General features: G+C 72.0%; 1 protein-coding gene. It reads right to left on the bottom strand.

Translation table 11 applies throughout. The features are described from left to right. The coding region (locus tag G6026_RS15430) for a phosphopantetheine-binding protein (RefSeq protein WP_241728129.1) at positions 1-1549 on the bottom strand (1549 nt) is incomplete at both ends.

Below are 1549 nucleotides of genomic sequence, written 5' to 3'. Positions count from 1 at the left end.
GACGCCGACCCACCGGGAGCAGCCCCGCCGGTGATCTCGGGCGCCGCGGGTAGCTGTCCGGCCCGCTCCGCCCACCAACGGCGGTCCTCGTCCTGCCCGGGACCAGCCGGGACTCCCCCTGCCGCGCTACTGCGCACGTGGTCGGCGAAGGTGCGCTGCGGAGCAGGGCCAGGGTCCTCGCCGCGGTACACCACTCCCATCTCGGAGTGCAGGAGGCCGAAGCTGTCGGCGTCGCAGACCAGCACGTCGACGCTCCACCCCACGTGCACCGCGTCGGCGGTGATCGCGAGGTACGGGCAGACCAGCGGCCACCGTGACGCCGGGGCGCGCCGCGTCGACAGGCGGTCACGCCACCGCCGGAGCCCGGTCTCGGGGTCGTCGGACTGCCTCAGGTCGGTCACGTCGAGCCGGAAATCCTCGGGCCTGATGTCGACCTCGTGCATCCCGTCCAGCTCGACGACCGTCCGCAGCATCGGGTGCCTCTGCACCATCGTGCGGAACGCGGCCTCGAACCGATCCGGATCCAGTGAACGGGCACGGAACTCCACGAAACTGTGGCACGCCGCGCCACCGATGCCGTAGTCGTCCTCGCGGCCCAGGAGGTACGCACGCTGGACCGGCGTCAACGGCGCCGGGTCTGTGGGATCGGGCTCGATGTCCGCATCCCCCGTGCCCGCGCCCCCCGTGCCAGAGTCCTCCGTGCCAGAACCCTCCGTGCCAGAGCCCCCGGACGAGTCCTCCTGCTCCCGACCCGGATCCGACACGACGGCTCCCGCGACACCCCCCGGCGTCGGATCGTCGAGGAGGTCTCGCAGCCGCAGGTCTAGTCCCAGCTCGTCGCGGAGAGTGCCGAGCAGTCGTGTCGCGGCCAGGGACTGACCACCGAGGGCGAAAAAATCGGAGTCGGCGCCGACCTCGTCCCGGTGGAGGCCGAGCGCGTCAGCCCACAGTTCGCACAGACGCGAGAGCGACGCACGGGCCTCCTGCCCGTCCGAGCTCTCCGAGCCTCCCGGGGAGACCACGGTCGATGGTGTTCCGGCGGTCTGCAGGGAGACTTCGGCGCCGGTCGCGCGGTCCACATCCGCACCCTCGATCGTGAGCGGACGGCGGCTGGCGATCACCGTTCCCCGGGACGGTCCGGCGGCGATCCGCCTCAGCAGCGTCGAGGCGTAGTCCGGATCCAGCGCATGTCTCAGCAAATTCCGGGCGAATGCGGCGTCATCGGCGTCGGTCGTCCGCCACCCGTCCCAGGCCACCGCGATCCGCCGGGTCCGCGCTGCCGGCGAGGCGTTCTCGCAGCGCAGTTCCACAGCCCGGCACGACACGGCGTACGCGGCCAGACCGAAGCCACCGGAGACGGAGGCCAGTGACGACATCGCCACGAGGACATCGGGGGCGCGCTCGCCGAGCTGCGCCACCGCGTCCTCGAGGGCGAGCCAGACCTGGACCCGCGCACGATCGTGGGCCAGGAGGGTCTTCGTCCCCGACTCCTGGACCGTCGCGAAGCTCTCCCGGCCCACCACCCCGGTGCACTGCACGACGATCAGTG

Origin of the sequence: Dietzia sp. DQ11-38-2 (assembly GCF_014145055.1) — a bacterium.
Lineage (GTDB): Bacteria > Actinomycetota > Actinomycetes > Mycobacteriales > Mycobacteriaceae > Dietzia.
This window is presented reverse-complemented; position numbering and strand designations above follow the sequence as displayed.